The 26,996-nt window shown below is 68.6% G+C and carries 20 protein-coding genes; 7 read left to right on the forward strand and 13 right to left on the reverse strand.

Going from position 1 to position 26,996, the window contains the following annotated elements; genetic code table 11:
• The 3 genes from IT182_10950 to IT182_10960 all read right to left on the reverse strand — a co-directional run.
• Window positions 1–1,163, reverse strand: a 1,163-nt coding sequence (locus tag IT182_10950) for a hypothetical protein (GenBank protein MCC6163851.1), incomplete at its 3' end; no start/stop codon positions are given.
• A 113-nt stretch (window positions 1,164–1,276) separates the two neighbouring features.
• Complete coding sequence (locus IT182_10955; GenBank protein MCC6163852.1) at window positions 1,277–1,498, reverse strand: hypothetical protein; 222 nt, start codon at window positions 1,496–1,498, stop codon at window positions 1,277–1,279.
• A gap of 177 nt (window positions 1,499–1,675) precedes the next feature.
• A complete protein-coding gene (locus tag IT182_10960; protein ID MCC6163853.1) occupies window positions 1,676–3,088 on the reverse strand; it encodes an MFS transporter in 1,413 nt (470 codons plus the stop codon).
• A gap of 25 nt (window positions 3,089–3,113) precedes the next feature.
• Here IT182_10960 and IT182_10965 point away from each other — a divergent pair, with 25 nt between their 5' ends.
• Entirely contained in the window at window positions 3,114–3,383 is a 270-nt protein-coding gene (locus IT182_10965) for an oxidative damage protection protein (protein MCC6163854.1), read from the forward strand.
• Here IT182_10965 and IT182_10970 read toward each other — a convergent pair.
• Entirely contained in the window at window positions 3,362–4,507 is a 1,146-nt protein-coding gene (locus IT182_10970) for a hypothetical protein (GenBank protein MCC6163855.1), read from the reverse strand. The two genes, IT182_10965 and IT182_10970, sit on opposite strands and share 22 nt — an antisense overlap.
• 207 nt (window positions 4,508–4,714) lie before the next feature.
• Here IT182_10970 and IT182_10975 point away from each other — a divergent pair, with 207 nt between their 5' ends.
• Window positions 4,715–5,767, forward strand: a complete 1,053-nt coding sequence (locus IT182_10975; protein MCC6163856.1) for an NAD-dependent epimerase/dehydratase family protein — start codon at window positions 4,715–4,717, stop codon at window positions 5,765–5,767.
• Window positions 5,768–5,874: 107 nt separating this feature from the next.
• Here the strand turns inward: IT182_10975 and IT182_10980 are convergent, their stop codons facing one another.
• Both IT182_10980 and IT182_10985 read right to left on the reverse strand, forming a co-directional pair.
• A complete protein-coding gene (locus IT182_10980; GenBank protein ID MCC6163857.1) occupies window positions 5,875–9,036 on the reverse strand; it encodes a TonB-dependent receptor in 3,162 nt (1,053 codons plus the stop codon).
• Between the two features lie 209 nt (window positions 9,037–9,245).
• The gene (locus IT182_10985; GenBank protein MCC6163858.1) at window positions 9,246–10,751 is read right to left on the reverse strand and encodes an MFS transporter; all 1,506 of its coding nucleotides are present in this window, start codon (window positions 10,749–10,751) and stop codon (window positions 9,246–9,248) included.
• A 106-nt stretch (window positions 10,752–10,857) separates the two neighbouring features.
• On the opposite strand from IT182_10985, the gene IT182_10990 reads away from it, so the two are divergent.
• Window positions 10,858–13,395 carry a phosphoenolpyruvate carboxylase gene (locus IT182_10990; GenBank protein ID MCC6163859.1) on the forward strand — a complete coding sequence of 846 codons (2,538 nt, stop codon included), beginning with the start codon at window positions 10,858–10,860 and terminating at the stop codon, window positions 13,393–13,395.
• Window positions 13,396–13,438: 43 nt separating this feature from the next.
• Here the strand turns inward: IT182_10990 and IT182_10995 are convergent, their stop codons facing one another.
• A complete protein-coding gene (locus IT182_10995) occupies window positions 13,439–14,128 on the reverse strand; it encodes a hypothetical protein (GenBank protein ID MCC6163860.1) in 690 nt (229 codons plus the stop codon).
• 28 nt (window positions 14,129–14,156) lie between these two features.
• On the opposite strand from IT182_10995, the gene IT182_11000 reads away from it, so the two are divergent.
• The gene (locus IT182_11000; protein MCC6163861.1) at window positions 14,157–14,630 is read left to right on the forward strand and encodes a metallophosphoesterase family protein; all 474 of its coding nucleotides are present in this window, start codon (window positions 14,157–14,159) and stop codon (window positions 14,628–14,630) included.
• A gap of 73 nt (window positions 14,631–14,703) precedes the next feature.
• Here the strand turns inward: IT182_11000 and pgl are convergent, their stop codons facing one another.
• The 3 genes from pgl to IT182_11015 all read right to left on the reverse strand — a co-directional run bounded on the left by pgl (window position 14,704) and on the right by IT182_11015 (window position 18,793).
• The gene (pgl, locus tag IT182_11005; GenBank protein ID MCC6163862.1) at window positions 14,704–15,444 is read right to left on the reverse strand and encodes a 6-phosphogluconolactonase; all 741 of its coding nucleotides are present in this window, start codon (window positions 15,442–15,444) and stop codon (window positions 14,704–14,706) included.
• Window positions 15,445–15,497: 53 nt separating this feature from the next.
• Complete coding sequence (gene zwf / locus IT182_11010; protein ID MCC6163863.1) at window positions 15,498–16,967, reverse strand: glucose-6-phosphate dehydrogenase; 1,470 nt, start codon at window positions 16,965–16,967, stop codon at window positions 15,498–15,500.
• Window positions 16,968–17,056: 89 nt separating this feature from the next.
• The gene (locus IT182_11015) at window positions 17,057–18,793 is read right to left on the reverse strand and encodes a bifunctional transaldolase/phosoglucose isomerase (protein ID MCC6163864.1); all 1,737 of its coding nucleotides are present in this window, start codon (window positions 18,791–18,793) and stop codon (window positions 17,057–17,059) included.
• Between the two features lie 2 nt (window positions 18,794–18,795).
• On the opposite strand from IT182_11015, the gene IT182_11020 reads away from it, so the two are divergent.
• The 3 genes from IT182_11020 to IT182_11030 all read left to right on the forward strand — a co-directional run bounded on the left by IT182_11020 (window position 18,796) and on the right by IT182_11030 (window position 21,697).
• Window positions 18,796–19,497, forward strand: coding sequence for a hypothetical protein (locus tag IT182_11020; protein MCC6163865.1), 702 nt, complete (start codon window positions 18,796–18,798; stop codon window positions 19,495–19,497).
• Window positions 19,497–21,158, forward strand: a complete 1,662-nt coding sequence (locus IT182_11025) for a hypothetical protein (GenBank protein MCC6163866.1) — start codon at window positions 19,497–19,499, stop codon at window positions 21,156–21,158. Before IT182_11020 ends, IT182_11025 begins: the two co-directional genes overlap by 1 nt.
• Window positions 21,159–21,259: 101 nt before the next feature.
• Complete coding sequence (locus tag IT182_11030) at window positions 21,260–21,697, forward strand: 6-carboxytetrahydropterin synthase (GenBank protein ID MCC6163867.1); 438 nt, start codon at window positions 21,260–21,262, stop codon at window positions 21,695–21,697.
• Here the strand turns inward: IT182_11030 and IT182_11035 are convergent.
• The 3 genes from IT182_11035 to IT182_11045 form a co-directional block, all read right to left on the reverse strand.
• Window positions 21,687–23,855 (reverse strand): TonB-dependent receptor, encoded by a 2,169-nt coding sequence (locus IT182_11035; protein MCC6163868.1) that lies wholly within the window; start codon window positions 23,853–23,855, stop codon window positions 21,687–21,689. The two genes, IT182_11030 and IT182_11035, sit on opposite strands and share 11 nt — an antisense overlap.
• A 189-nt stretch (window positions 23,856–24,044) precedes the next feature.
• Window positions 24,045–24,293 (reverse strand): hypothetical protein, encoded by a 249-nt coding sequence (locus IT182_11040; GenBank protein ID MCC6163869.1) that lies wholly within the window; start codon window positions 24,291–24,293, stop codon window positions 24,045–24,047.
• A 20-nt stretch (window positions 24,294–24,313) separates the two neighbouring features.
• Window positions 24,314–26,977, reverse strand: coding sequence for a PIG-L family deacetylase (locus IT182_11045; GenBank protein ID MCC6163870.1), 2,664 nt, complete (start codon window positions 26,975–26,977; stop codon window positions 24,314–24,316).
• Between the last annotated feature and the right edge of the window lie 19 nt (window positions 26,978–26,996).

The following is a 26,996-nucleotide window of genomic DNA, read 5'->3' on the forward strand; positions in this document are numbered from 1 at the left end:
CGCACGGGATCGCTGCGCTCGCGCGCCTTGGCGAACGTCACACGACCGCCCTTGGTCGTGAGCTCGTACGCCGGCTCGTTCGCATACCAGTACTGCCCGCCCACGCTCATCGAGACGCCTCGCCGGAAGAGCGACGGCTCCTCGATGTTGGCGCGGAAGCCACGATCGAGCGACGACCACCGGAACGTGGTCTGCGCCGTCCGCGCGCCGCCGAAGAAGTTCAGGTGTCGCAACGTGGTCGTGATGCGCGCCTTCTCCTCGCTGCCGTACCCGGGCGTGATCGACAGCCGCCGCGGCTTCGCCTGCGTCAGCACGACTTCCACCGGCACGGGTGCACCCACTGGACCGCTCGTGTCGGCGTTGACTGACACGAACTGGAAGATCTCCCGGTTGTACAGACGACGCTGCGTATCGGCCACACGACTGATGCGGAACTGCTGCCCCTCCTTCATGCCGAGCAGCGACTTCACGCGGCCGTCGCTCACGCGCTCGTTGCCGCGCACCGTGATGCGGCCGAACGTCGAGGCCGGCCCCGGCTCCGCGATGACAAACAGCGACACGTGGCCTGGTGCGGAGCTCTCGCCCTCGAGGACGTGGACGTTCGCGTACGCGTACCCGCGCTCCTGCAAGACCGCGAGCGTGGCCGTGCGCGTCGTCCGCACGTCACCCTGCACGCGGCGCCGGCCCGCGGCCAGCGTCACGCGCTGCTGCACGGCCTCCTGATCCGCCGGTGAAAGGACGTCGAACCCGTAGGTCTGGACCGAGTCGATGATGACCGGCGCGCCCTGCTCGACGTGGATTGTGATGTCCACCGCCTTCGCACGCTCGTCGCGCTCGATGTCGACCGACGTGACGCGCGCGTGCGGCCACCCGTTGTCCGAGAGGAACGCGATGATGCGGTAGAGGTCCGACTGGAGCTGACGCGCATCGAAGTAGCGATCGCGGCCGAGGAAGGGCAGCATCCCTCCGCTCTTGCGCGTGGCCAGCACGCCGGTGATTTGCGACGCGTCAAGTCCTGAGACACCGAGGATGTCGAGTTTACGCACCTCGAGCCGGCGATCGGCGGGCGTCTCGGCGACGGTCTGGGCCTGGGCGGGCGGAGTCCAGAGGGTGAAGGCGAGCCACAGGCCCAGCACACAGGTCCCCATGCGTCGTGGCGTCACTCCCTCCATCTTGCCTGCGTTTGTGGCCGGCCGACAACGTCAGCCTGGAACGAGAACGGGGCGTCCTGACGGACGCCCCGTGTCGATGCGATCGGCCGGAGCGACCCGCGCAACTACTCTGTCGGTGCCCCTTCGGGCAGGCGGCCACGGCCGCCACGGCTCGCACGGCCGCCCTTCTGGCCCGCCGCGCGCGCCTCGACCGACGTCCATTCATGCGCGGTGCCCTTCATGTGGGCCGCACGACCGCCCTTGCTCGCGATCTCGCGCTGCTTCTCCGGTGACATGGACGCGAACCCACGACGCTCCTTGCGGCGCGGCTCAATCTGCTGGGGCATGTTCATTTCGTTGCTCATGGTGTCGCCTCCCTTTCCTGCCCCCGGGTAGTTACAACAAGCGTGCCAGCACCCGCCCACATGCCAGGTCGAAATCGGGGACAAACCACGCGCTTCCGGAGCCTGCCGAGTCTGCCGATACAGCCGGCTCATCCATGTCGCGAAACCCAACAGTAATTCTTACACCGGCGTCTGCTTTTGCTCAGGTAACCCACGCGGCACCAACAACGCCGTGCCGAGCGCGACGATCGAAATCACGGCGCCAAACACGAACGCCCTGTGAAGCCCCTCGGCCAGCGCGGCGGGCGAATTCCCGCCTGACGCCGCCGACGCCGCGACGACGGCTCCCATCGCGGCCACGCCGATCGCGCCGCCGATGCTGCGTGTGAACTGACTGAGCGACGTCGCCACGCCAAGACGCTCGCGTACGACGGCGCTCTGCACCGCCAGCATCAGCGACAGCATTGTCATGCCCATGCCGATACCCATCAGTCCCAGGTAGCCCTGCATCACGAGCAGTCCGCTCGACGGCTGCAGCGCGGCCAGGCCAACGAAGCCGAGCGACACGCACACGAGTCCACCGACGATGAAGGAACGGAAGCCGACGCGCGGCAGCATCCGCCCCGTGACGATGGACATGCCGACCCAGCCAAGGAGCAGCGGCGTGAGCACGCTGCCGGCTTCGCGCGCCGACCGCCCGAGCGCCGACTGCACGTACAGCGGCACGAACGCGAGCGCGCCGAAGATGGCCAGGCCCAGCAGCGTCCCCGTACATGTCGTCGTCGCGACCATGCGATCGCCGAGCAGCGACAGCGGCAGGATCGGGTGTGCCGTACGACGTTCGAGCGCGACGAACACGATGGCGAGCACGACCGCCACCGCGTACAACGCCTTCACGACACCGGGCGACAGCGATGCGTCGGGCACGCCCGTCTGCGTGAGCGCCAGCATCAGCGCCGTCACGGTACCCATCAGCACGCCGGCCCCCACGTAGTCCACATCACCACGGCCCTGGCCGAGTTTGTCGATGAGGTACTTCCCCACCAGGATCGCGGGGATGAGACCGAACGGGAGGTTGATGAAGAAGATCAGCCGCCACGAGACGCTCTCGGTGAGGATCGCGCCGATGAGCGGACCCGCGATCGACGACACGCCCCACACGCCGGCGAAGAGCGCCTGCGCGCGCGCGCGCTCCGCGAGCGTGTACATGTCGCCGATGATCACCATGCCGATCGGCAGCAGTCCCCCTGCGCCGATGCCCTGCACCGTCCTGAACGCGATGAGTTGCGTCATCGACGTGGAGACACCGCTCAGCAGCGAGCCGAGAAGGAACAGGGCGAGCGCCACGAGGTAGGGCCGCCGCCGGCCGTGGACGTCAGCGATGCGCCCCCACACCGGCGTCGTCACGGTGGACGTCAGCATGTAGCCCGAGAACACCCAGCTGTAGTGATTGAGACCGCCGAATTGCGCCACAACGGTCGGCATCGCCGTGGCGACAATGGTCGCTTCCATCGCGGCAAGGAAGCTCCCGCCCAGGATGCCCAGTGTGACGAGGGCCCGGTGCGACGAGCGGAGACGGTCGAAGAAGGACATGGATGGCTCTGGTACGATCGTCCGCATGCGTACGGTTCACTGCGTGAAACTGGGACGGGAACTCCCGGGATTGGATGAAGCCCCGTGGCCCGGAGCACTGGGCCAGCGCATCTACGATAGCGTGTCTCAGGAAGCCTGGGACATGTGGGAAGAGCGCATGAAGATGATCCTCAACGAGTACCGGCTCATGCCCTGGCAGAAGGACGCGCAGGATCTCGTGGCCAAACACATGGAGGAGTACTTCTTCGGCGAGAGCGGCGCCCTGCCGCCCGGCTACACGCCCGCCTCGTCCTGACGCGCGACGAGGTGGCCGGCTGCGCCGATGTGGCGCGCGGCGTCACGGAGCGTCATCACGACGTCGTCGGGCCGCGCGGCTTCCGCATGCACGACGCACGTCGAACCGGCCACGCACGCATCGGTTACGCCGGGTATGGTCCCGACGGTCGCCAGCCGTGTCGGGGCCTCCGCGTCGCCAGGCATGGCGACTGTCAGCACGCCGCGTGCGACGCCCTGGTGTCCGTAGCCATCGAGCTGGCGTCCGAGCGCGTGCGCGACGAGCACGTCCTCGAGACCGCAGCGCGCACCGTCTGGAGCGACGATGGGAATCGCCCGCGCGAGTGCACCATCGCCGGCCACCGGCCAGACGTCGAGCACAACGATGTCGTCATCGTCCACGCGGCACGCGGCGTGGATGGGACCGTGATGCAGGCCGAGCGTCAACGCCGCGCGCGCGATGTGCCCCGCGACGACGTGCTGCCGTGCAGGCTTCAACGGCGCGGGCGTCACGTGGATCGCAGCGTCGACATCGGCCGTCGACGCCACCGCTGATGGGGCAGCGACGTCGAACGCTTCCAAGAGCGCGAACACGCGCAGCGCGCCCTGCTCCAGTACGCCGAGCAGTTCGAATCCACGCCCCGGCGCGATCGCCTCGACGAGGAGGATGTCGCCGACGCCCGTCGTACGGTCGCCGCTCTGCTCGCGCGCGTCCATCAACGCATCCCACGACGCGACGCGCACCGGCCGACCGACCCACGCCGCCGCCGGCGCGACACGACACGGGAACCGCACGCGCGTGAGGCGCTCGAGATCGTCGTCTCCATGCGCGCGCACGCCGACGAACCAGGGAACTGGCAGCCCTGCGGCGAGCAGCCTGCCTCGCGAGAGGAGTCGATCTGTCGCGACGCGCACACCGTCGGAGCGATGCCATGGCAACCCGCGCGCCTCCGCAACACGTGCCGCGAACACGGCTCCCTGCGCATCGGCGGCAAGCACGCCGTCGATCGGCACACCCTCCGGTAGCGCGCGACAGTCGTCCGCGTTCGTCGCCACGCGCAGATCGACTCCAGCCCGCCGCGCCGCATGCCTGAAGGCATCGACGTCGGATCCCGAACGCGCGGTACAGAGCAGCAACGTAGGCACGACACATGATGCCTGCCGTCGCGCCTTCGGCGCCACGGCTCGAGCGTCGGCAACCGGCAACCGGCAACCGCGCCGGAACCCTGGCTTCGCCTGGCCGCGTTCACACCACGACGGTAGGGCCGGCTCTCCGAGCCCGGCTACCGGTTGCCGGTTGCCGGTTGCCGGGACGATACAATTCCCCCCGTGTCTGTGGCTTCCCACACCCCTGTGCCGGCCGACGCGCCACGCGTACTCGTCACCGGCGGCGCCGGCTTCCTCGGCATCAACCTCGTTCGCTACCTGCACGCCCGCGGCTATGCGGTGACGTCGCTCGACCTCGAGCCGTTCACCTACCCCGACATGAGGCCACTCATTCGCGAGGTTCGCGGCGACATCCGCACGCGTACCGACGTCGACACGGCGCTCGAGGGCTGTCGCCACGTGGTGCACTGCGCGGCCGCCCTGCCGCTCTATTCGCCCGAAGACATTCACACGACCGACGTCGTCGGCACGCGGATCATGCTGGAGCATGCGCAGCGCCACGGCGTCGAGCGGTTCGTGCACATCTCGTCCACGGCCGTGTACGGCATCCCCGATCACCATCCGCTGCTCGAGACCGACAGGCTGCACGGCGTGGGGCCGTATGGCATCGCGAAGGTGGAGGCCGAGCAGGTGGCCGAGGAGTTCCGTGCGGCGGGAATGGTGGTGCCGGTACTCCGGCCCAAGTCGTTCATCGGCCCGGAGCGCCTCGGCGTGTTCGCGCTGCTCTACGACTGGGCGCTCGACAAGCGCAACTTCCCGATGATCGGCAACGGCCGCAACAGGTATCAGCTGCTCGACGTCGAGGATCTGTGCGAGGCGATCCTGCGCTGTCTGCAGATGCCCGTCGCGGCCGTCAACGACACGTTCAACATCGGCGCGAAGGAGTTCCTCACGATGCGCGAGGACTACCAGGTCGTGCTCGATCGCGCCGGCTTCGGCAAGCGCATCGTCGGCTTCCCCGCCGCACCCGCGATCTGGGGGCTCAGGTTCCTCGAAGCCCTCGGCGTGTCGCCGCTCTACAAGTGGGTGTACGAGACGGCATCGAAGGATTCGTTCGTCTCGATCGAAAAGGCCGAACGCCAGCTGGAACTCACGCCGCGGTTCTCCAACCGCGACGCCCTGCTGCGCAACTTCGAGTGGTACATCGCCCACCGCGACCAGTTCGCGCAAGCCTCGGGCATCTCCCACCGCGTCCCGTGGAAGCAGGGCGCGATCGGCCTGCTGAAGCGCTTCTTCTGAACCACAGGTGTAGCCGCCGGACTTTGTCCGGCGGGCGGGGACCACTGACTGCTCGGTGTGGTGTGTCCGGTGTAGGGGCCGGGCAAGCCCCGCCCGCCCTGATCCGTCTAGAACAGATACCGCACCGACACCTGCATCTGGCGTGCCGTGCCGAGGCCGACGGTGCGATTCAGCGGGCCAAGCATGTAGCCGAACGTGCCGGCCTGCGCATCGGTGAACGGCTGGCCGATCGTACCGGCCGGCAGCGTGGCAGCGGGACTCTCGTAGTTCAGCGCATTGGTCACGTTGAAGACTTCGAGCCTCACCTGCAGACCCTGGCTGCCGCTGAAGCGGACGTCCTTGCTCGTCATCAGATCGAGCTGCCAGAATCCGGGCCCACGCAGGTAGTTGCGCGGGAGATTGCCGAACGTGCCTGGCATCGGCGCAGCGAACGCGGCGGGGTTGAGCCAGCGCACGCCGTCCTTCAGATACGGATCCACGCCTGGCACCAGGTCGGGCCGCTGTGTACCACGCGTGTTGCCGCCCGGTACGTTGGTCACCGTGACGCCGTTGACCGACACCGTATCGGGCCTGTTGATGGTGACGTTGATCGGCAGGCCGCTGCGCGCGTTGACGATGCCGCCGATGCGCCAGCCGCCGGACCAGCGCCCGTCGAACGGCAGCGCGTAGACGAGTGAGCCATTGAAGGTGTGCGGGATGTCGGTCAGGTTCCTGCCGAACTCCGTGCCGTAGTCGAACGTGTTCGACGCCGTCGCGGCTTCGTTCGATCCCTGCGTCGTGCCTTCGTTGCGCGAGTACTGGTACTGCAGGCCGCCGCTCAGGCCAGACTTGAAGCGACGCGTGAGGCCGATCTGCAGCGCGTCGTAGCTCGCGCGGCCGCACCCGCTGATCGGATTGCCGTTGATGACCAGGCCGTCCACGCACCCCGACGTCTTGTAGTCGACCTGCCCCACCGACGGCACCTGCCGCTGGCGCGTCGCGATGTCGAACGTGTTGGCCACGCCGCGCAGGAACATGTCGCGGCCTTTGCTGCCTGTATAGCCGACAGTCAGGTTCACGGCGCCAGGCAATTCCTGCGACACGCTGACGCCGTATTGGATGTTGTACTCGTCAGGCCTGTGATGCGTGTACCCGCGCACGGACAGCTGGTCGCGGTAGACGGCCGGATCGACGGGATACGCGAGCCCGCCCGCCACATCGGTCGTCTGCACGCGACGACGCTCGATGAAGTTCTCGATCGGCTGGATGCGATCCTCGAACTGACCCGGGCCGTAGAACCAGCCATAGCCCGCGCGCAGGACGGTCTTGTCGGTGAGTTGATACGCCGCCGACAACCGCGGCGCGACGTTGTTGCGGTCGGCATCGTAGAAGTTGTCCGGATCCTCGCTGAACGCGTTCTCCTCGATGAAGAATGGCCGCGCCTGGCCCCTCTTCTCCTTGACCACGGAGTAGAAGTCGTAGCGGAGTCCGAGATCGAGCGTGAGGCGATTGGTGACGCGCCAGCTGTCCTGCACGAAGCCGACCAGGTAGTACTGCTGCGGCGTGAACACCGGCGAATCGAGCGAGACGGCGACCTGCGTGGGACGGTTGTCGATGAACTCGTTGATGCCGCCGTAGACGATCTCCGTGCTGCCGAGAAACCGGAACTGCGACTCGATGTTCCGGTACTCGCCACCCACCTTCAGCGTGTGCGCGCCGCGCACGAGCGTCATCGTGTCGCTGAGCGAGATCGAGCGCGGGTCGTACGCCTGTCCGTTGGTCGAGGCGTTGCTCGTGGCGCGGACGAGCAGGCCGCTGCGGGCAACACCCGTCGTTCCGCGTGCGTCGACGGACGAGGAGTTGACGGTACCCGAAAGCGACACCTGCATGGCGTCATAGCCCGCGGGACCGAACGCGACCGCGTCGTATCGCGGGCGGTTGAAGCCGACCTTCAGTTCGTTCACCACGTTCGATCCGAAGAGGGACTGGTGGCTGCCGACGACGTTCATCGGCGACTGCGTGGCGCGCACGCGGCGCGGCGTCACGGTGCGGTCCGGCGTGTCCACCTCGCCGTGGCTGTAGAGCACGCGCGCGTATGCCGACTGGTTCGGCGTGAAGCGATGGTCGACGCGAGCCGAGAACGTGTGCTCACGCTGCGTGGCTTCAGTGTCGAGCGTTGCGAGCGCCAGCAGCGGATTGGCCGTCGGTGTGGTCCCGCGCGGGAAGCCGGCGAGGAGCGGGGCCACGGCCTGCGTGCGCGCCGCGTTCTGTCCCGATCCGCTGCCGACGGGCTCGCCGGCCATGATGCGGCGGATCGCCTCGTCGCTTGGTACGGCCTCGGTGAACGACAGGCCGGTCGTCTGCCGCAGGCCTTCGTAGCTGCCGAAGAAGAACGTGCGATTGCGTGCGAGCGGCCCCCCGATGGAGCCGCCGAACTGGTTGAACTCCAGCTTCTGCTTCCTGTCGTCGTACGGGCTCGCCGAGTCGAGCGCGTCGTTGCGGAGGTAGTCGAAGATCGAGCCCGTGAAGCGGTTGCCTCCGCTCTTGCTGATCACCGTGATGTTGCCGCCGGCACCGAGCCCGCTCTCGGCGGGCGCGAGTCCGGAGTTCACGCGGAACTCGGCGATCGACTCCATCGACGTCTGCAGCCGGAACTGCGAGCCGGTGGCGTTGAGGTAGCCGGGGCTCGCGTCCCAGACGTACGTGCCGTCGACGCCGTCGTAGTTCAGGTAGTTCTGCTGGTTCGACTTGCCGTTGAAGCGCACGCTGGCCCAGCCGCCGTTGCCGTCGCTCGTGGCACCGGTGGCCAGCGTCATCAGGTTCGCGAAGTTGCGGCCGTTCACGGGCAGATGATCGACTTCATCGGGCGACACGTTCACGCCGAGCCTGGCGGACATGAGGTCGAGCGCGGCAGCGTCGGCCGTCACCGTGACCGTCTCGTCCACGCCCGCCACGGCCAGTGAGAGATCGAACGGTGTGATGTCGCCGACACCGACCGTGAGCGCGCCCCGACGCGGCGCGAAGCCGTCGATCTCGGCCACGACCTCGTACGATCCGGGTCCGAGGTTGGTCGCCGCGTAGCGCCCGTCGCCGTCGGTCACGACGGTGCGGGACGCGCCCGTCCGCGTGGCGGTGACGCTCACTGACACGCCTGGCAACGCGTCGCCATTGGCGTCGGTGACGCGGCCGACGATCCGTGATTCGGTCTGTTGCGCCGAGGCGGTGGTCGTCACAAGCACGACACATACGACCGCCAGCACGATGTTCTTGACTATTCGATACGCACTCATGTGTTGTCCCCTCGACTCCTGCGCTCGCCGGACGTTCGCCAGCACGCGCGCGCACGCGGCCCTGCCACACGCGCCACAGACAGTTGGCGCGCTGCCTGTGACAGGCATGCGACGGATGGATGTCGAGGGAGTTAATTCGACAGGGCAATGGTGCAGAGACGTCGGGCCAGACGTCCCTGCAGACGGCGCGCCCCCTCCGTCCTCGATCCCTACTTGACCCCGTGCATCAGTCGGCTCAGGACTGACGACAACAGGAAGAGGACGAGGCCGGAGATGAACAGGGCCCAGAAGCCGAAGGTGTAGCCGCTCAGGGCCGACGCGGTGGTCATGCCCGTTTCGCCGCTCACGTAGCCGGCGAAGATGCCCGACAGGTTGTTGCCGATGCCCGTCGAGAGGAACCAGCCGCCCATGCCGAAGCCGACGAGCCGCACCGGGGCGAGCTTGGTGACCATCGAGAGGCCGATCGGCGACAGGCACAGCTCACCCACCGACTGGATGACGTACACCATGAACAGCGTCCAGAACGGAATCTTGCCGGCGACGTCGACGAGCGACGACAGCGCGAACATCAGCAGCAGGAACGCCAGCCCGTTGAACAGCAGGCCGAAACTGAACTTGCGCGCGATCGACGGATTCCACGATCCGAGCCGCACCCAGATCCACGCGAGCACCGGCGCGAGCGTGATGATGGCCATCGAGTTGACGGTCTGGAACCACGCCACTGGGAACGTCCACGAGCCGAACGCCCTGTCGACGATCTTGTCGGCCAGGAACGTGAACGAACTGCCTGCCTGTTCGAAGAACATCCAGAACATCACGTTGAAGCCGAAAATCACGAGCATCGCGATCGCCTTGTCGCGCGCGACGGGACCGTTGCGCACACCCTCTGCGAGCAGCAGCACGCACAACCCGACGAACATCGCCGTGAGCACGTACTGCAGCGCCGTGGCGCCGAGCTGCGCGATCAGCACCCACGTCACGGGGATCGCCACCACGCAGCCGGCAGCGACAGCCGCCACGGTCCCCATCCCTTCGAGTCCGGGCAGTGGCGCGCCGATGCCTTCCAGTTGCCGGCGTCCGAACCAGAACCACACGAGGCTCACGAGCATGCCCACACCGGACGCGATGAAGACGTACTTGTACGCCGGCATGGCCGACGACCCGAACGCCTGCTCGGCCAGCCAACCCGTGAGCACCGGCGCGAGGAACGCACCGGCGTTGATGCCCATGTAGAAGATCGTGAAGCCCGAATCGCGCCGCTCGTCGCCCGGCGCGTACAACTTGCCAACCATCGTCGAGATGTTCGGCTTGAACAATCCGTTGCCGACGATGATGGTGGCCAGACCGAATTCGAAGATGCGCGCGTCGGGGACGGCGATCGCGAAGAGGCCGGCCGCCATGATCACCGCGCCCAGCAGGATGGATCGCTGATAGCCGAGGATCTTGTCGGCCACGTAGCCGCCGAAGATCGCCGCGGCGTACACGAGCGCGAGATACGCGCCGTACGTCCGACTGGCGGGCTCCTCTCCGCCGGCGCTGCCACCGTAGAACTGCGCCACGATGTAGAGCACCAGCGCCCAGCGGATGCCGTAGAACGCGAAGCGCTCCCAGAACTCCGTCATGAACAACATCCACAACGGCCGTGGATGCCCCATCAACTCGTCGAATGCCGGAACTGGTGTATCGGTGGTGGTCGAACGCGCGCCGCCGCTCATGCGGATCCCTCCGTTGCCGCCGGACGCCGGCGATGGCCCGCCATCCTGCGCGACATGGGCGACAGAAATAGCACAGGTCCCCACGCGCGCGCCCTAGAATGAGCGGATGTCAGTGGCCCCATCGCCTGCTCCCGACTCACAGGGCCCACTCCGCCGGGACGTCCGCCTGCTGGGCGCCATCCTCGGCCACGTCATCAGGGAGCAGGAAGGGCAAGCGCTCTTCGACGCCGAGGAACGCGTCCGCCAGACCTCCCGCGCCGGCGACACCGAAGCCGTCAAGGCGATCGTCGAGGCACTGCCTGTCGATGAACAGGGCCGCCTGGTCCGCGCGTTCTCGCTCTACTTCCAGCTCGCGAATCTAGCCGAACAGCATCATCGGATCCGGCGCCGGCGACAGTACGCCGTCGAGCGGCGCGTGGCGGCCGAATCGCTCGACGAGGCATTCCAGGAACTCGACGCGGCAGGCATCTCCGCCGGGCAGTTGCGCGACGCCGCGCGGCGCGTCTCGCTCGAGCTCGTGCTGACGGCGCATCCGACGGAAGCCACGCGCCGAACGGTGCTCACCGCGCAGCTCGAAATCAGCGAACTGCTCCACCGGCTCGACGATCCGCAGCTCTCCGAGCCCGGACGCCGCGATATCGAGGACGCGCTCGCCGAACAGATCACCACGCTCTGGCAGACAGACGAGACACGCACGAAGCGCCCGCGCGTGGTCGACGAGATCCGCCACGGCCTCTGGTTCTTCGAACAGAGCCTCTTCGACGTGGCGCCCGCGCTCGTGGGCGACTATCGCCGGCGCATCCCCGGCGCCCCGCTGCCGCTCCGGTTCGGCAGCTGGATCGGCGGCGATCAGGACGGCAACCCGAACGCCGGCCCCGCCACGCTGCGCGCGGCAGCCGACCGCGCGCGCGCGCTCGTGCTCGAGCGCTACACCGACGAGGTCCGCGATCTCGCGCGCACGATGGGCGTGTCTCGCGCGCTCGTGGACGTCAACGAGGCGCTGCTGACGTCGATCGCCGCCGACCAACAGCGGCTCGCCGGCATCGGCCTCTCCGATCTCAGCGCGTCGACCGACGATGAGCCGTATCGGCGGAAGCTGTGGCTGATGTACCAGCGGCTGCGGCAGACGGCCGACGATGCGCCCGGTGGGTACGGACACGTCCACGAGTTGGTCGCCGACCTGGAGGTGATCGACGCCTCGCTGCGCGCGCACCGCGGCGAGCGCATCGCCAACGGGCGCCTCGCCGCGCTCCGTCGTCGCGTGGAGCTGTTCGGGTTCCACGTCGCGAAGCTCGATGTGCGCGTCCACGTGCGCGATCTGGTCACGCAGGTCGAACGCGTACGCGACACCTTGCAGACGGTGGTCGAGTTGCACCGGCGGCACGGGCCAGCGGTGTGCGACACCCTGATCCTCTCGGGCACGACCGGACCAGAGCCCGTCATCGCGGCGGCGAACCTTGCGCGCGAGGCGGGACTGACGCTGTCCATCGCACCGCTCTTCGAGTCGATCGACGACCTCCAGCGCGCGGGCGCCATCGTCGAGGAACTGGCGACGTCGCCCGAGTTCGCGCCCGTGCTCGACGCGCGGCGTCGCAGGCTCGAGGTGATGGTCGGCTACTCGGACTCGGCCAAGGATGGCGGATATCTCGCCGCGCAGTGGGAGATCTATCGCGCGCAGGAAGATCTTTCGGGCGCGGCCGTGAAGCATCGCCTCGATCTCACGGTCTTCCACGGACGCGGAGGCAGCACGGGGCGCGGCGGCGGTCCGACGCACGCGGCGATTCTCGCGCAGCCAGGAGGTCACTCGCGGGGACGACTCAAGCTCACCGAACAGGGCGAGACGATCTCGTTCAAGTACGGCCTGCCGGGTCTCGCGTACCGCAACCTCGAGGCCGCGCTGTCTGCCACGCTGCTCTCCGTGTTCCCGAACGTGGTGGGATCGAGCGCGCCGGGGATCGGGCGCGAGATCATGGCGCAGGCGGCGCGAGCGTCAGAGGACGCGTTCCGTCGCTTCGTCCATCACAACCCGTCGTTCGTGCCGTTCTTCCGCGCGTTCACGCCCGTCGACGAGCTGACGTTGCTCGAGATCGGTTCACGCCCGGCGCGCCGCCCGTCGGCAGACGCCGAGTATCTGCAGTCGCTGCGCGCGATCCCGTGGGTGTTCTCGTGGACGCAGAACCGATCGCTGCTGCCGGCGTGGTTCGGATGCGGGAGCGGACTGGCACCGATCGTCGAGACCGCGAGCGGCCTGGACACGCTGCGTCGTCTCTATCGTGACTGGCCGTTCTTCAGATCGATCGTCGAGAACCTGGAGATGACGCTTGCCAAGTCGAGCCTGGAGATCGCGCGGTCGTATCTCGAACTCGTACCGGAGAGCGCGGATCCAGACGGCCACTTCGCGCAGATCGCCGACGAACACGCACGCACCACCGACGTCGTCCTCCGTGTGGTCGAAGCCGACCACCTGCTCGACAGACATCCCGTCGTGCAGCGCACGATCAGGCTGCGCAATCCGTACGTCAACCCGATCAACGCGATGCAGGTCGCCCTCCTGCGCGCCCACCGCGCCGGTGACGCCGACGCCAACCGCCCCCTCGTCCGCACGATCGCCGGGATCACGGCAGGGTTGCGGAACTCGGGCTGACGGAGATGCGGGCCGGGCGTGCCCGGCCCGTCGTGGTTCCGGGCTACGCGCCGGCTGGGGCGATCAGGCGGGCGGCGAAGTGGCCGATCTCCCTGCCGGCCGCGACGGTCCAGGCGTGGCCCCCTGCCACTTCATACGGCTCGACGGCGACGTAGCGGCCAGCCAGCATGTCGAGATCGACGCGCAACTGGGCTGCGGTGTACTGCGTGTCGTCGCGCCCGCGGCCGATGAGCACCGGCGGACACTGCGCGAACGGGCGCACGCCGAGTTCCGGCGGTACGTCGCCGCCGAAAACGGCCAATCCGTCGACGCGCCTGACGCCGAGGATCGCCGCGCGCCACGCCATCGCCACGCCCTGCGAATACCCCTGATACACCAACGCGCGCGGCTCGCCGTTCTGATGGATGGCCTCGGTCACCGCGCTCCGCACGTAACGCAGGTTGTCCTCGATCGCGTCCTCGCGATCCTGCGACGTCATCCAGCTCGAGACGACCTGCCCGCCGCGGCCGTAGAAGCGGTGCAGCCCCTGGACACAGACGATGGTCCAGTCGTCGAGTTGCGGGATGGCTTCGAGCCGCGCCATGTGCGTGTCTGCCGATTCCGCGTACCCGTGGAAGCCGACGATCATCGGTGCGTTGCGGATCGGCCCCGACTCCGGTGACTCCGGCACACGGACGAGATAGCGGCCATGAATCGGCGTGACGATTGCGTAGTCGCGAGGCGGCGTGGCCATGGTATCCCGTCGCTACAATTCAAGACGCATGCCTACCGTCATCGGGCTGATTTCGGACACGCACGGGCTGGTGCGTGCATCGGTTGCATACGCTTTCGAGGGGGTCGCGTCGATTCTGCACGCCGGCGATGTCGGCAGCCGCGACGTCCTGATCGAGCTGACGGCCATCGCACCGGTCCAGGCGGTGTACGGGAACGTGGACGACCAGCACATGCCCGGTCTCGAAGCGCACCGATGGCTGACCGTCGACGGCTGGCGCATTCACGTGAGCCACGGCCACGAGCTCGGGCAACCGACGCCCGCATCAGTGCGCCATCGCTATCCGGACGCCGACATCCTGATCTTCGGCCACACCCATCGAGCACTCGTGGAGCGCGACGCCGGCGCGCTCGTCATCAACCCCGGCGCCGCCGGCCCGAAGCGATTCGACATCGTCCCGAGCGTCGCCGTGCTGACCCTATCGCCCGGTCAGGCTGACGTGCGGTTCGTGGAGCTCACCTGAGAGGCGCCCTCACGAAGGTGAAGCCGCCGGAGCTACATCGTGACGATGCGGCAGCGCGACGTTGACTGATTCCTTATCCGAACAGCGCGGCGCTGTCGATGAACCAGGCGACGTCGGCGGGATGGCGGAGGAGCAGCGACGCGGGGGCGTCGGCGATCGGAGACGACTCGCCGAGGACGCGGCGGATGGCGGGATGCTTGTCCGCGCCAGCCACAAGCACGCACACGGTGCGCGCGGCGAGGATGGTCCGCGGCGTGAACGTGACGCGCCAGGCATGCAGGGCGGGGACAAAGACGGCCGCCGCGCACGGCGCTGATTCAACGTCCGCGTCGACGAGCAGGGGCGAGCCCGGGAAGAGCGACGCCGTGTGCGCGTCGGTGCCCATGCCGAGCAGCAGCACGTCCATCGCAGGCGCCCGCCCATCCTGTCGCGCGGCCAGCGCGCTCAGCGCCTCGGCGCAGGCACGCGCCGCGTCTGCCGGATCGCGCTCGCCTTCGATGCGATGGATCTGGGCGGCAGGCACCGGCACGGCATCGAGCAGCGTCTCGCACGCCATGTGGTAGTTGCTGTCGGCATGCTCGGGCGGCACCATACGCTCGTCGCCGAACCACACGTGCACGAACGGCCAGCCGTCGAACGGCCGCGCCGCGAGCGCGCGGTGCAGCGCGGCGGGCGTGCGCCCGCCCGACAACGCCAGGTGCGCCTCGCCACGCCACGCGATCGCACTCTCGAGGATCGCCAGCACCTCGCTCGCGGCCGCCTCCGCCACCGCGTCAGGCGTCAGCGCCAGTCGAATCACCGCCCCGCGCGCCATGTCCCGACTCTCCACCGAACGCATCTCTGCTCCGTCATTGGGCATTGGGCAGTTCACGAGCCCGTCCGCCAACTCCGGCCGTCTCTCTCCAGCAACTCGTGCGCTTCGTCAGGGCCCCACGTGCCGGCGTCGTATGCGACGGGCGGCGCCTGCCTGGTCCATGCATCGAGGATGGGCATCACCGCACGCCAGCCGACTTCCGTGCTGTCGGCGCGATGGAACAGCGTCTGATCGCCGGTGAGTGCGTCGTAGAGCAGCGTCTCGTAGCCGGTCGACGGCGTACGCGCGAACGCATCCTCGTACTTGAAGTCCAACGCCACGGTCTTGAGGTCCACGGCCTGTCCGGGCACCTTCGCGTCGACGAGCAGCGTGATGCCTTCCTCGGGCTGCACGCGAATCACGAGCACGTTGCAGTGCAGCGCCCGTACGGCCGTCTCGCGAAACATCATGAACGGCGGCTGCTTGAAGTGCACCGAGATCTCCGTCACACGGCGCGCCAGGCGCTTGCCCGTCCGCAGATAGAACGGCACGCCGGCCCAGCGCCAGTTCTCCACCTGCAGGCGCATGGCCACGAACGTCTCCGTCGTTGATGCCGGCGACACCCTGGCCTCGTCCAGATAAGCGGAGACGTCACGATCGCCCATGCGTCCGGCCGCGTACTGCGCGCGCACGACATCACGGTCGACGGTCGCCGGCGTGAGCGGCGCGATCGCCTGCAGCACTTTCAACCGCTCGTCGCGTACCGCATCGGCATCGAACGAGATCGGCGGTTCCATCGCCGTGAGCGCGAGCAGCATGAACAGGTGGTTCTGCACCATGTCGCGCAGCGCACCAGCCTCGTCGTAGTACCCGCCGCGCGATCCGATGCCGTCGGACTCGGCCACGGTGATCTGCACCTGATCGACGTAGCGGCGATTCCAGATCGGCTCGAAGATGCTGTTGGCGAACCTGAAGATCATCAGGTTCTGGACCGTCTCCTTCCCCAGGTAGTGGTCGATTCTGTAGATCTGCCGCTCGCGCATGACGGCCGAGAGCGCGCGATTGAGGGCGATGGCCGAGTCGAGATCGCGACCGAACGGCTTCTCCACGATCACGCGACGCCAGCCACCGGCAGCCTCCTCGTCGAGGAGGCCGCCCCGTCCCAACTGCGCGGCGATCGGCGCGAACAGCTGCGGTGGCGTGGCGAGATAGAAGAGCGCGTTCGGTGCGATGCCGAACGCGGCCTGCAACGCCGTCAACCGCGCGGCGATGTCGGCATACAGGCCCGGTGCGTCAATCTCGCCCACGACCACGTCGATACGCGCGCAAAGCCCCTCGCGCTCGTCATCCGAGAGCGGTCGATCGAGATGCTCGTTCGCCGCCGAGAGCATCTCGTCGGGCAACGCCGCAGCGGCGTCGGGTTGCCTGATGATGGCGATGAACGCGAAGGCCTCTGGCAGTGAACCCGACCGACGCAGGTTGACGAGCGCCGGTACGAGCTTGCGACGCGTGAGATCACCGGACGCGCCGAATCCGACAAACACCGCCCCGTCGACTTTCGCCGCTCCTGACTCTCCGGTGGCCGACTTTCCGGTGCCCGGCGCCCGGTGCCCGGTGCCCGATGGTTCTGTCTTCACAGATACGCACTCTCGACGGCACCGCGCAGCGCACGCAGTCCGGCGTCGACATCCGGTCCGAGATGGACGCGCACCGCACGGCGGCCGCGTTCCTCCAGCACGCCGAGATCGCCGCGCGCCTGCGCCGCCTTCACCACGCCGAAGGTGAACGCACGACCCGGCACCGGCAGATCGACGGCATCGTCGCACGTGATCTGGAGGAAGACACCGCTGTCGGGACCGCCCTTGTAGGCCTGTCCCGTCGAGTGCAGGAAGCGAGGCCCGAAGCCGAGGCACGTCGCCGCGCCTGACTGCGCCCTGACGATCGCGCGGATCTCCTGGAGTTCGGCGATGTGGTCGACCGTCATGTCGATGTACGCCAGCAGCGCGACGTAGTCGCCGGACTGCACGCGTCGCAGGTGCGCGGCGATCGCTTCGGCGGGCGTCGCCACGGAACCGAGCGCACGACCGTTGTCCTCGTCGGCGAAGATGGCGAGATCGGCGTCGAGGACGATCGGCGCCTCGGCCGGCAGCGTGCCCTCCTGTTCGAACGCGTCGGTGAGCGCGCGCGTCTTGATCTTGCTCGCCTCGACGTCGGGCTGATCGAACGGGTTGATGCCGAGCACCGCGCCGGCCACCGCCGTGGCGATCTCCCAGCGGAAGAACTCCTGGCCGAGGGCGTACGGATCGCGCACGTCGATGCGCACCACCGGTTGACCGGCGCGGTTCAACGCGTCGACGAACGCATCCTTGTCGGGATCCGCTTCCCCATCGAGTCGCAGATGTACGAACAGTCGATCCGCGCCGTACGACGCTGGCGCACCTTCGGGCTCGAGGTCCACCGGAATCACGGCGATGCCGTTCTTCCCTGTCGACTCGGCTACCAATTGCTCCAGCCATGCCCCGAGGGGCGCAACACCCGGCGACGCGACGATCGTGAGCTTGTCGCGACCGGCGCGCGCGGCTTCGCCGATCACCACGCCAAGCGCGACGCCGGGATTCGCCGCCGCATCGACGATATGGCAGGCGTCGGCCATCTCGGCCGCCTGATCGAGCAGTCGTGCGACGTCGATCCCCGCGAGCGCGGCGGGCACCGTGCCGAACGCAGACAGCACGGAGAAGCGTCCGCCGACCGTGGGTTCACCGAACACGATGGCGCGGAAGCCGTCGCGCTCCGCGACGCGCTGCATCTGCGATCCCGGATCGGTGATGGCCACCACGTGACGTCCGGCGTTGTCGGCGCCGACAACCTGCTTCAGTCGATCGAAGAAGTACGCGAGGAACACATTGGGTTCCAGCGTGCTGCCGGACTTGCTCGCCACGAGCACGAGCGTCGTCTTCAGGTCGACGGCCGCGTCGAAGCGTGCGACCTGCGCGGGGTCCGTCGAATCGAGCACGTGGAGACGCGGCGATCCGGGTGTCGCCGGGATGATGCGCGACACGACCTCCGGACCAAGACTCGATCCGCCCATGCCGAGCAGCAGTACGTCCGTGAATCCTTCCCGGCGGATCTCGTCGGCCAACGCGGCGCGCGCAGGCAACTCGCGACGCTGCGCGTCGATGACGTCGAGCCACCCGAGCCACTTCTCCTCGCCGCTGCTGGTCCAGAGCGACGCGTCACGAGCCCAGAGCCGGTCCACACGCCCCTCGGCAGTCCACTGCGCGAGCGTGCGAGCGATAGCCTCGGCCAGTTGGCCGGGTTGCAGCGAAAGTGGTGAGGAAGTCACGGCGACAAGTGTAGCCTGTAGCCGCAGCCATGCCTCTCGACGAGTACCGCCGCAAGCGCGACTTCACGAAGACGCCAGAGCCGAAGGGCGACACGGCCGCAAAGGCCCGGAAAGCCCCCACGCGCTTCTTCTGCGTCCAGAAGCACCTGGCCACGGCGCTGCACTACGACTTCCGCATCGAACACGACGGCGTGCTGCTGTCGTGGGCGGTCCCCAGGGGGCCGTCGCTCGCTCCCGCCACCAGGCGGCTCGCGATGCACGTCGAGGATCATCCCGTCGAGTACGGCGAGTTCGAGGGCGTCATCCCCGAGGGCTACGGCGCCGGCGTGGTGATGCTCTGGGACGTGGGCACGTGGGAGCCCGAGTCCGATGACATCGGCGCGGCGCTGCGGAAGGGCGACCTCAAGATGCGGATCAACGGCTACAAGCTGAAGGGCTCCTGGGTGCTCGTGCGCACGCGCGGCTGGGGCGGACGCGGCCGCGGCTCGTCCGGTGGTGCAGACGATGGGCGTTCCTGGCTGCTGATCAAGCACAAGGACAAGTGGTCCGGCGCGCTCGACATCACGGAGTTCGCGCCGCTCAGCGTGAAGAGCGGCGGGTCGTTTCGCGACATCCTCGCGCAGGACGCCCCTGACGTCTGGCTGAACAACCCGGGCGCGACAGGTGAAGCCTCGCTCGAAACGCTGGCAGACATCCTGAAGAAGCTCGACACGATCGAGCCCCCCGCCTGATGCGCGGCCTGTGGCGAGGCGTGGCGAGCGTCACGGTGCTCGCGGCGATGGCCTGGCTGCTGGCGCCCGCCGGCCCGCGCGACATCGCGCCGGTAGGCCGGCAACCCGTGCTCTGGCGCGGTGCGTATCACGTGCACTCGACGGTGTCTGACGGCAGCGGCACGCCAGACGACATCGCGCTGGCGGCGCGGCAGGCCGGGCTCGACTTCGTCATCCTCACCGATCACGGCGACGGCACGCGCCAGCCCGAACCGCCACGCCTCGTTCACGACGTGCTGCTCATCGACGGCGTCGAGATCAGCACGGACGATGGGCACTACGTGGCGCTCGACATGACCGCGGCGCCGTATCCGCTCGCGGGGGCCGGAGAGGCTGTCGCGGACGACGTGCGGCGACTCGGCGGCATCGGCATCCTCGCGCATCCGGACTCTCCGAATCCCGCGCTCAGGTGGCACAACCCGTTAGTTGATGCTGACGGATACGAATGGCTCAACGCCGACACGATCTGGCGCACGGCGTCGATGGCACACGTCGCCGTGCGGATGCTCACGTATCCCTTCGATCGCGCGGGGTCGTTGACAGCACTTGCCGTCGATCCGGGGACGGTGTTCGGCATGCACGACACGCCGCGGGCGCGCGTGCCGATCGCGTTGGCGGCCGTCGACGCCCATGCACGCGTCGGCTGGCGGCGCGACGAGGATCCGCGTAGCGGTGGACGGACGATCGCGAAATTCCCGTCGTACGACGCCATGTTCGGCACGGCGGGCGTGGTGGTGCCGTGGCTGGATGGCGTGCCCTCCGGAGACGCGGCGCGCGACGCGCGCGTGGTGCTCCACGCCATCCGTCATCGCCTGGCGTACTCGGCCGTGTTCAGCATGGCGCGCACGCCGTGGGTGGCGCTTGAACTGGTCGAGCCGGCCGACACCGCACTGCAGGGTTCCGACGCGCGCGGCGCGGCCACGCTCGTTGTCAGGTCCAACGCGCCTGCCGATGCGCACATCCGGGTGCGGCGCAACGGCGTCGTGATCCACGACGTGCTGCCTGCCGAATGGTCGCGCGCGCTTGCCGCCCGCGAATCGCCGGCCGTCTATCGAGCGGAGATGGTGTTGCCCGCTCGCCGTGGCTGGCCGGCGCTTCCGGTAGCGGTGAGCGCGGCGCGGGGACACAACCTTCCGCATGCGGAGGTGGTCGCCGCACCTGCGCGGCTGGTCGACGCCGGGATTCGCGCGTGGCACGTGGAGCACGACACCGCATCGGCGGCGACCGTCGAGACGACGGCCACCGGCGCACGCGCGGAGTTGCGGCTTGCCGGCGGTGCGCGCGTGAGTCAGTTCTCGGCGCTCGTCGCCGACCTCGATCCGCCGCCGGCCGGGGCAACGTCGGTGGTGCTCGAGCTGTCCACGGATGCGCCGATGCGCCTCTCGATTCAATTGCGCGAGCCCGGAACCGGCGACGGACTTCGCTGGCGGCAGTCGGCCTACCTCGATTCGACGCCGCGAACGATCGTGCTGCCGCTCGGCACGTTCATGCCCGTGCCACCAGCACGTGGCGCACTCCCGCTCTCGCGCGTGCATGCCTTGCTGCTCGTGACCGACACCGTCAACGCCCGCCCCGGCGACGCGCGTCGCCTCACCGTCCACGCCACGAAGTGGGGCCTATAGCCCGGCAACAGGCAACCGGTCAGGCGTAGCTCGCAGCAGGACCGCGCGTGTCCGTCGCACCATGGCCTTGTTGCCGGTTGCCGGTATGATCTTTTTCTGCCATGGAAAAGATCATCGTCCACTCGCACTTCCACACCGGCCATCGTCAACTCGGGTATCCGGGCAAGTGCAAATGGGTGCACGGGCACACGTGGCGCGGCACGGTGACGGTGGCGTGCGAGACGTTCCCGCGCGACGAGCTCGACATGGCGCTTGACTTCGGCGATCTCAAGGCCGTGATGCGGTTCCTCGATCACAAGATGCTCGTCACCGCGCAGGACAGCACGTTCCTGAACCCGGAGTTCTTCGAGCCCGAAGGGGTGGTGCTGCTGCAGGGCAAGGGTCCGAGCGTGGAGAACGTCGCGCTCTACATCTGGGACCACGTCGTGGCGCACGTCCGCGAGAAGTTCCCCGACCGCGGCGTCACCTACAGCGTGGAAGTCCTCATCCAGGAAACCGAGAACAACATCTTCATCGTCGAGAAGACGGTCACTGTGTAGGGGCGCCAAACCCGATGCTGATGCCGACCTGGGCCGAGATGCCTGGCATCGGATATCCCGGCCGATATGCGTAATCGGTGTCGAAGAGGTTGTCGATCGCGACGAACACTTCGGTGTAGCGACCGCGCGACGGCCATACGTACGACGGACGCACGTTCACCACGGCGAACGCGGGGACCGTCTCAGCGTTGAGGGCGCCGATCGTGCGCGACTGCGCGAGGACGTACATCCACGCCTGCGCCTGCACGTCCGCGCTCAGACGCCAGCGGCCCCTCGTGCCGGTGACGCCGACGGCACCCGAGATCCATGGCGCGTACGGCAGCGTCTCGAGCGTCCTGGCCTGCGTCGTCAGGCCGCCCGTCACCTGCCATGCGGCTCCAAGGCGCTGCCGGACACCCACCTCCAGGCCGCGTACCGCGTAGCCTCCGACGTTGGTGAACATCGGGAACGACACCCTTGGCGGGAAGCCGAAGACGTAGCGATTGTTGACGTGGTCCTGATAGACCGCCACGTCGATGCTCGTGCCCGCCGCCGGCGCGAACGTCGCGCCCACTTCGCCGTGCTCCATCGTCTCGGCGCGCAGATCGCGCCATGTGGACCCGAGCGCCGGAATCAATGCCGACAGCGCTACCACGTTCTGCCCCGGATAGCTGACGCCGCGCGCGTACGACGCGCGGAGCGACAGCCCGGAGCTGTGGCGCGCGACGACGGCCGCGTGCGGCGCGGCGTCGCCGTCGAACTCCGAGTGCGTGTAGACGCGGACGCCAGCCGACGGCGTGATCGCCCACCCGGACGACAACGCGAACGTGTGATCCATCCCGACGTGCGGCGAAACGATCGTGAGCGCCTCACCGTCGAAGCGTGCGTCCTGCGCGGGCGCGATGCGGTCGAACGTCGCGTTGCCGCTGATGCGATCGACGTCGAGGCCGCCAGACACACTGCCGCCCTGCCAGAGCGCCGCCGACTCGCGCCAGCGCGCACCGGTGAGCGCGAAGCGCGTCAGCGTGTCGCCTTCGAGGTCGAGCTGATTCAACCAGTCGCCCGCGCCGCGATTGGCGTACACCTGCAGCGAACCCGTCACGCGGTCGTGCGCGTGCGCGACCCTTGCCGACGTCATCGTGCCGCGCGTCTCGTACCGGCCCGTGCGGGTCGCCGGAAAACCGATCACTCCTGGATCGCTCGCCGCGTTGTCAGCGTGCAGGACCTGTGCGCTCGCAGACCAGTTCGCGTTCCAGCGATAGCCGACGCGTCCGAACGCGTGCGCGAGCCTGCCATCGGCCGCTTCGCGGTGCCCGTCGGATCGCGCGAAGGCCTGTGACGCCGAGACGTCCCACGGCCCGCGACGGCCCGCCAGCGACACGTGCTCGGCGAACGTGGCGAACGCGCCACCGCTCACGCGGAAGGTGCCTTCGAAGCCCTCGTCGCGCGGACGCCGCGTCACGATGTCGACGGCGGCGAACGCGTTACCGAAGGTCTGCGGCTGCGGTCCCTTGAGCACCGTGATCTGGTCCATGCCGGCCACCGGCAGCAGGTCGAGCAGCGGATGCGTCCACACGCCCATGTAGACAGGCGCCCCGTCGATGCTCGTCGCGATCTCGCTGCCTGGTCGGCTCGTGCCCATGCCGCGGATGAACACGGCGCCGCCGTCGCCGCCGCCGAACGAACCGACGGGGTTGAAGCGGGTGATCGTCACGCCGGGCGTCCGGCGCAGCGCCGACGCGAGATCGACGGCGCCGAGGTCGTCCACCTGCGCCGACGAGACGATGGTGCGCGCGGCGCCGAAGGCGTCGACGCTCGTGCCGTCGATGAGAGGCGCCACGACCCGCACGCGCTCGTCGAGCCCCGCGATGGCGAGCACGACACGCGTGGCGGGCAGCGCCGGATCCACGTCCACGCGTGCAGGGCTGAACCGCTCGCGATCGACGGCGATCTCCCGCGGTGCCGGCGCACGGCCTGTCAGCACGAACGCGCCGTCGGCGTCGGTCGTCGTCGAGCGGCCGTCGGGCACCGGCCGCACCCGCGCCCCCGCCACGGCCGCGCCCGACGCGTCGACCACGACGCCGCGCAACACCCAGTCCTGCGCCCACGCGTGCACCGGTAGCCCCAGCGTCAGGGCCGCCAGCGCAGCGACACGCACAATCCAGAGAGTGGTCTTCATTTCAATGCTGAATGCCGAATGACGAATGACGGGTGTCATCACCGCCAGCGGTGCAGGGGCCGGGCTCCGAGAGCCGGCCCTACCCACTGCGGCGAGGTGTAGGGGCCGGGCTTGCCCGGCCCGCTCAGGGGCGTGCGCAAACGGGCCGGGCAAGCCCGGCCCCTACGCCGTTGGATGCGTTGCGCGGATTCACGCCAGCGGAATCGCTTCGTCGATCAGCATCACGGGGATGTCTTCGCGCACCGGGTAGAGGTACTTGCCGTCAGCCCGGACGAGTCCTTCGGTCACCGCCTCGGTGACGGCACTGCCGCCGCGCGTCTTCACGCCGCCGGCCGAGATGCGCGTGTTCAGCAGCGCCAGCGTCTCGGCGCTGGCCAGCGTCACCGGCGTCTTGTCTTCCGGACAGACGAGGATCTCGAGCAGATCAGGGTCGACCATCACGGGAGTTTAACAAACACCTACCTCTTCTCTCCCAGACTGATCAGGTTGGCGACGATGCGGTAGGCGCCCGGGACGCCGGCGGGGAGTTCGCGGAACCAGGAGTACGCCGAGTAGACGTAGTGTCCTTTGCCCAGACGGGCGTAGACGAGGCCGCCCTTCTGCTCCGTGTCCCACGGGTCGTGGCTCTCGAGGAGCGGGGTGTACTGCGCGTCGAACGTCTGGAAGCCGTAGGCGTTGCGCTCCTGCTTCCAGCCGAGGAAGTCGTCCTGCGTGATGCGGTTCGGCGTGGTGAACACCGGGTGCGTCGGCTCGAGGATGGTCACCGGCGCCTCCTCATCGGTCACGCGCGAACCGATCTCGGCCGGGAACGGCGCGAGCTTGCGCTGCGTGTACACCTCGCGCTGCTCCTGCACGATCATCGTGCCGCCCGCGCGCACGTAGTCGATCAGCCGATCGTGGTTGGCCACCAAGTCGGGCCGCACGTCCGCCGCGCGCACGCCCACCATGATCGTGTCGTACTTCGAGAGATCGCCGGACGTGACGTCGGCCGGCGTGAGTTGCGTCACCGTCACGCCGAGACGCGCGAGACCGTCAGGCACCTCGTCACCCGTGCCCATGATGTAGCCCACCGACACCGGCGCCACGCGCACGTCGACCAGGCGCAGGTCCACGCGGGCCGGCTCGTACATGCGGTGCGTCTGGATGTGGGGATACGCGATCGTGCGGAGCGACGAAGCGTACGGCGGGCGGCCGGCCACGGTGGCCTGCGCGGTGAGCACGTAAGCGCCTGGTTTCACGTCAGCCGGCGGCGTCACCCTGAACGCGGCCGTCGCACTCTGCCCCGCCTGCTCGACGGCGAACGTGGCGCTGCGCGGCTCCGATGACCATCCCGCCGGCAAGTGCAACGTCACCTCACCGGACTGTGCAGCCGACGACAGGTTCTCCACCCGCACCGTCACCGGCTGCGGCGTCCTGGCGCGCGCGAGGGCCACGACATCCATGCCCGGCGACACGTGTACCGACAGCGCGGGCACGACAACGAACGGGCGGCGCAGCTCGCCGCGCACCGGATCGATGATGCGGAACTGGACGGGCACGACGATGTCGATCGACGCGCCGGCAAGCGTGAGTTGCACGCGTCCGATGGCCACGGGTGGCGCCAGCGGCGCACCCAGCGGCCCATCGTCGCGCCACACGAACACGTCACCGCGCGCTTCCGCTGCCGTCAGCGTGCGTCCGCCTGGTGGCGGCGCGAGCCAGTATGGCTGGGTGACGGCTGCGTCGGTCGCCGCCGTCACACTGAACGATCCCTGACGGGTCGGCTCCTCGCGGAGAAAGCGCGCCATGAATCCGCGGCCACCGAACTGCGGCGCTTCGGCAAGCGACGACTGCTGCCATCCGCGCGGCAGTTCGAGCGCCACGGTGCCGACACTGGCGTCGGTGCCGTCGGGCACGAACGCGCGGACGCTCACGCTCGCAGTCGCGCCAGGCACGATCGTCTCGCTCGTCGCCAGCGCCTCGACGTACACACCCGACGCGTGCAACAGCGCGTCCTCGTACTGCCGGATCTCGTGATCGAGCAGGAACACCGCTTCGGCCTTCGCGCCGGCCGACGCCGTCAGGCCGGCAACGGCCGTACGCGCTGCACGCGCCGCGGCGAGCCCGCGTGCGAGCGTCGGGACGATGCGCGCCGGCTGGCGTACGTCGACGGTGGTCAGCGCCTCGCGCGCCGCCGCGTCCATCACCGACAACTGCGATGCGAGCGCGCCATCGGGCAGGCCCGCGAGCGTCGCGAGACCGGCGATCGACGTATCGATCCCGTCGAACACGGAGCGCTCCTGTTCGACCTTGGGCACCACGCTCTCGACGAGGCGGAGTCCTGTCGACTGCGGACCGTGCAGCAGCGCACCGCCCATCTCCTGCGTCTTGTGCTGCGAGCGCCCCTCGGACGCGATCTGCGCATAGGTGCGTCCGAGCGCGGGATCGAACACGCCCGTCGGGATGGTGACCGTCGGCGGCTGCGGCTGGTTCGGGCCGAACCGCATGCCGACGTACAGCTTCTTCACCTGCCATGGCCGCAGGCCCGCGGCGATCTGGTCAGGGAAGCGCGCCGGATCGGCGGCCGCCTGCACGGCCAGCGGCGTCAGAAACCCCGCGAACTGGTGATTGCCGTGGCCGTCGGCCGGCGTGCCGCTGAAGCGCGATGCCACGACGAGCGGGCGGTACGTGCGGAGGACGCGCACCATGTCGGCCAGCGGCACGTCGCGCCCGCCCCACTTCCGCTCGGTCTCGGGCATGTTCACCGTGTAGCCGAAGTCCACCACGCGCGTGAAGAACTGTTCCCCGCCATCGAGCGCGCGCGCCTGCAGCAGTTCCTCCGTGCGGATGACGCCGAGCGCCTCGTAGAACTCGGGGCCGAGCACGTTCTGCCCCCCTTCCCCGCGATTGAGGGACAGGTACGCCACGCGCGCATGGTGACCGCGCGCGAGGGTCGCGATGAGCGCGCTGTCCTCATCGTCGGGGTGCGCGCCGGTGTGGATGGCGCTCGCGGTGGTCGTGAGGCGTTCGAGCTTCTGGATGAGGCCGGCCGCGCCTTCACCGTATGGCGAGCGCACCTGCGCGGAGAGAGAGACGAGCGAGAGCGCCAGGGCCGCCGTCACCGCGCCAACGGAAATTCGCATCCGGCGATGATACTGCGCG

It is taken from the genome of Acidobacteriota bacterium (assembly GCA_020845575.1).
Taxonomy (GTDB): domain Bacteria; phylum Acidobacteriota; class Vicinamibacteria; order Vicinamibacterales; family Vicinamibacteraceae; genus Luteitalea.